Origin of the sequence: Pseudomonas sp. 39004 (genome assembly GCF_028682155.1) — a bacterium.
Lineage (GTDB): Bacteria > Pseudomonadota > Gammaproteobacteria > Pseudomonadales > Pseudomonadaceae > Aquipseudomonas > Aquipseudomonas capeferrum.
Genome location: NZ_JANIAG010000273.1, coordinates 1 through 4,543, shown reverse-complemented (window position 1 = coordinate 4,543; position 4,543 = coordinate 1). Strand labels below are relative to the sequence as shown.

At 63.4% G+C, this 4,543-nt stretch carries 3 protein-coding genes; 1 reads left to right on the top strand and 2 read right to left on the bottom strand.

Translation table 11 applies throughout. From position 1 onward, the window contains the following. A partial coding sequence (locus NP534_RS25815; RefSeq protein WP_274100601.1) for a TonB-dependent receptor domain-containing protein occupies window positions 1–415 on the top strand: 415 nt, incomplete at its 5' end. A 40-nt stretch (window positions 416–455) separates the two neighbouring features. Here NP534_RS25815 and NP534_RS25810 read toward each other — a convergent pair. Both NP534_RS25810 and NP534_RS25805 read right to left on the bottom strand, forming a co-directional pair. Continuing rightward, a complete protein-coding gene (locus tag NP534_RS25810; protein WP_274100600.1) occupies window positions 456–2,555 on the bottom strand; it encodes a putative bifunctional diguanylate cyclase/phosphodiesterase in 2,100 nt (699 codons plus the stop codon). Between the two features lie 187 nt (window positions 2,556–2,742). Next, window positions 2,743–4,230 carry an aldehyde dehydrogenase family protein gene (locus NP534_RS25805; protein WP_274100599.1) on the bottom strand — a complete coding sequence of 496 codons (1,488 nt, stop codon included), beginning with the start codon at window positions 4,228–4,230 and terminating at the stop codon, window positions 2,743–2,745. Window positions 4,231–4,543: the final 313 nt, after the last annotated feature.

Genomic DNA, 4,543 nt, shown 5'->3' with positions numbered 1-4,543 from the left:
CACCTCCAAGGGCATCGAGCTGGAGCTGAACGGGGAGCTGGCCGAGGGCTGGCAAGCGTCGGCCGGTTACGCCTACTCGGTCACCACCGATGCCGACGACCAGCGCATCAACACCAACCTGCCGCGCAACAGCTTCAAGACCTTCACCAGCTACCGGCTGCATGGGCCGCTGGACAAGATTACCATCGGCGGTGGGGTGAACTGGCAGAGCAAGGTCGGCGCCGACCTGCACACCTTCAGCCAGGGCAGCTATGCGGTCACCAACCTCATGGCGCGCTATGACATCAACCAGCACTTGAGTGCGTCGGTGAACCTGAACAACGTGTTCGATCGCGAGTACTACAGCCAATCGGGCTTGTACGGGGTTTATGGTACGCCGCGCAATGTGATGACCAGCTTCAAGTACAGCTTCTGAACCCAGTGAAGCCGGGGCGCAAAAGCGCCCCGGGCTTCAGCTAGTCCGCAATCACTACCACCTCTTTCAAGCGCTCGCTCGCCGGCGCCGGGCGCCCGTACAGATACCCCTGAAAATGCGAGCAGCCCTCCGCTGCCAGCCGCCGCATCTGCTCTTGCGACTCCACGCCCTCGGCCGTGGTCTTGATCATCAAGCTGTTGGACAAATCGGTAATGGCCCGAATGATCGACATCGCCTCACGGCTGTCGCACATGTCATGCACGAACGACTTGTCGATCTTGATTCGGTCGAACGGGAACGAGCGCAGATACCCCAGCGACGAATAACCCGTGCCGAAGTCATCCAGCGAAATGGACACGCCCAGGTCTTTCAGTGCCCGCAGGGTGCGCACATTTTCTTCACTGTTGCCCAGCAACACCGACTCCGTGATCTCCAGCTCCAGGCGCCGCGCCGGCAACCCCGAGTCGGCCAGGGCCAAGGCCACGGTGTCGACCAGGTTGGCATTCTTGAACTGCACCGGTGACAGGTTGACCGACACCGTCTGCTCGCTGTCCCAGCTGGCCGCCTCCTGGCAGGCCAGGTTCAACGCGCGGATGCCCAGTTCATGGATCAGCCCGGTCTCTTCGGCGATGGGGATGAAGTCCATGGGCATGACCATGCCGCGGGTCGGGTGCTCCCAGCGCAGCAGCGCCTCGTAGCCCGTCACGCTGCTGGTCTGCTGGTCGACCACTGGCTGGTAATGCAGCTCCAGTTGGCCCAGGTGCAACGCCGTGCGCAGGTCGGTTTCGACCAGGCGGCGCTGGCGGGCGGCGACGTCCAACTCGACGTTGAAGCACTCGTAGCGGTTGCGGCCATTGCGCTTGGCCTCGTACAAGGCCATGTCGGCATAGCCGAGCAGTTGCTCTGCCTGGTCGTTGTCGTCCGGGGCGATGGCCACACCGATACTCACACCCACGGTGAACTGGTGCCCCTCGATCTGAAACGGCGGGCAGATCGCGTTGATGAGGCGCTGGGCGGTGTTGCACGCGGCATCGCGGCCATCCAGGCCGGTGAGCACCACGGCAAACTCGTCACCGCCCAGGCGGGCCAGGGTGTCGTGCTCGCGCAGTTCGCGCCGCAGGCGCTTGCCCAGGGCACGCAGCAGCTTGTCGCCGAACGCATGGCCGAGTGAATCGTTGATGTTTTTGAAGTTGTCCAGGTCCAGGCACAGGGCTGCGGTCAGCTTGTCGTTCTCGTCACCGCGCACCAAGGCTTGGCGCAGGCGCTCATGGAACAGCGTGCGGTTGGGCAACCCGGTGAGGGCGTCGTGGTGTGCCATATGGTGGATCTGCGCATGGGCGGCCAACTCTTCGGTGGCATCTTCGGCCACGAACAGCACGTAGTCGGCCTGGCCCTCGCGGTTCTGGCTGAGCAGCGTACGGCTGCGCAGGGTGCGTGGGCCACGCAGGGTGTCGACCCGGGTCTCGGCGGCGTAGCCTTTGCTGCTGCGCGCGCCCCGGGCGAGCTGCTGCTCCAGGTACTCGGCAGCGGCCGGCGCCAGGCTGTCGGCGGGCCGTTGCCCGATCATGCGCGTGCCTGGCCCACCGAACAGGCGCTCGGCCTGCTGGTTGGCCAACAGGATGCGCTGGCTCTCCAGGTCCTGAACGATGACACTGGCGGGGATGTTGGCAATCACCGAGTCGAGAAACTGCGAAAGCTTGGCCATTTCCTGGCTGTACTGCTCGGCCAGTTCCTTGGCCTTGAGCAGCTCCAGCTCCTGGTGGTGGCGTTCGGAGATGTCACGGGTGACCTTGGCGAACCCCACCAGGCGGCCGTCATCGTCGTGCACCGCGTCAATCACCACATGTGCATGGAACGCCGAGCCATCTTTGCGCAGGCGCGAGCCGACCTCTTCGAAACGCCCCGTGCAACGCGCCTGTTCAAGGTTGTATTCGGGCAGCCCGGCAGCCCGTTCGGCATCGTTGTAGAACACCGAATAGTGCTGGCCGACGATCTCGTCGGCATGGTACCCCTTGGCCCGCTGGGCGCCGGGGTTCCAGTTGGCGACGATGCCTTCGGGGGTGAGCAGGTAGATGGCATAGTCCACCACGCTCTGGATCAAAAACCGGTACATGATGTCGGGGCTTGCGACTAGCGACATGAAATTAACCTGAACCTTCGACGGGTACGAAAAGGAACCCCGGCAGTTGCGCGGCGGGGTCTTGTACAGAAGTAGTGGCATTATGCCGCTCACCTGGACTTTGTGAAGTGGTTCACAAAATTTTGCTGCACGGTTCTTTGGTGTTTGAAGATTTGGAGGCGGCTGCGCAATCATCCCTGACCCTTGATCAATACCTGATCATCACCGACTTGAGCTCGGTGTAATCCTCGATGAACGCACTGCCAAACTCGCGCCCGACCCCCGATGCCTTGGTCCCACCAAACGGCACCGCAGGGTCGAGGAAGGTGTGCATGTTGACCCAGACCGTGCCCGCCTCGATCTGCGGAATCAACCGCAGCGCCTTGGACAGGTCGTTGGTCCACAGGCTCGCGGTCAAGCCATAGGGGCTGTCGTTCATCAACGCCAGCAGCTGCTCCTCGTCATCGAACGGCAGCACACAGACGATCGGGCCGAAGGTTTCCTCGTGCAGCAACGGGTCGTTGGCATCGTTCGCCAGCACCACCGTGGGCTCGACGAAATAGCCCGGCCGATCGAGCGCCCTCGCCCCGCAGATCACCGTATTGCTGGCACGCGCACGCGTAAAGAAGCCAAGAATTTTCTCAAGGTGCGCAGCATTGGCCAGGGGGCCGAACTGGGCCTCGGGGTCCAGCGCCGAACCTATCTTCAACTGCCCCAGTGCCTCCCCCAGCTTGCGGGTGAAGGCCTCGACCTTGCTGCGGTGCACATACACCCGCTCCGGTGACGCACACACCTGGCCCTGGTGCACAAAGGCCGTTTGCAGAATGCCCGCCACAGCGCTGTCCACATCCACATCGGCCAGCAACGCTGCCGGGTTCTTGCCACCCAGCTCCAGCGTGGCGCGGGTCAGGTTGGCCGCCATTGCGGCCTTGCCCACGGCGATACCGGTTGGCACCGACCCGGTGAATGCCACCTTGGCCACCTGCGGGTGCTCGATCAACCACTGGCCCGCCTGCCCGCGACCGTTGACCACGTTGAACGCGCCCGCCGGGACCCCCGCTTCCACCGCTAGCTCAGCGATGCGCAGCAGCGTCAGTGGCGTGAATTCGCTGGGTTTGACCACAATGGTGCAACCGGTCACCAAGGCCGAGGCGATTTTCCAGATGCCGATCATCACCGAAAAATTCCACGGCACGATCCCTGCCACCACACCCACCGGCTCGCGCAAGGTGAAGGCGGTATAGCGCTCGCCGCCGAATGACGGCAGCGACGGGGTCATGGTCTGGCCGGTGATCTTGCTTGCCCACCCCGCGAAGTAACGCAGGAAGACTACACTTTGGGCGATCTCCAGCCCGCGCGAGAGGTTGATCGACTTGCCCGAGCACAGGGTCTCCAGCTGTGCCAGCTCCTCGGTATTGGCCTCGATCAGGTCGGCCAGGCGGTTGAGCACCACGCCTTTCTGATAAGGCGAAACCTGCGCCCAACTGCCCTTGAAGGCTTGCCGAGCGCTGAGCACCGCACGCGCCACTTCCGCCTCGCTGGCCTCGGCGACACCGCTGATGACGGCGCCGCTCGACGGGTCGTGAATGTCGACCGAAGGCCCCGCTTCACCCGCCTGGTACTGGCCATCGATGAAGTGGCCGTGGGGCCTGGCAAGGAACTCGACCACGGCAGGTAACAGCTGGATATCGCTCATGAGATGACTCCTGGAGGGCAGCGAAAAAGTAGGTGCGGGCCGATCTTCAGGCCCTTGCCCACCCGCCTGCCAGCCCCGAAGGGCGTTTTGTCAGGGAGCCTCAAGAGAATGTCACGCTGGCCAAATCACCACCGCGGCCCAGGCGGCACACTGCGATCACTGCGATTTCTGCATAACCCATAACAACATCGGAGATAGCCAATGCGTCGCGTAGACAGGCTTAGCATCTCGGCAGCCTTGGCCTTGGCCCTGGCCGCGAGCACAAGCGCGGTGCGGGCCGACCTGCCCGCCGAAGAGATCGGCCAGAACAGCC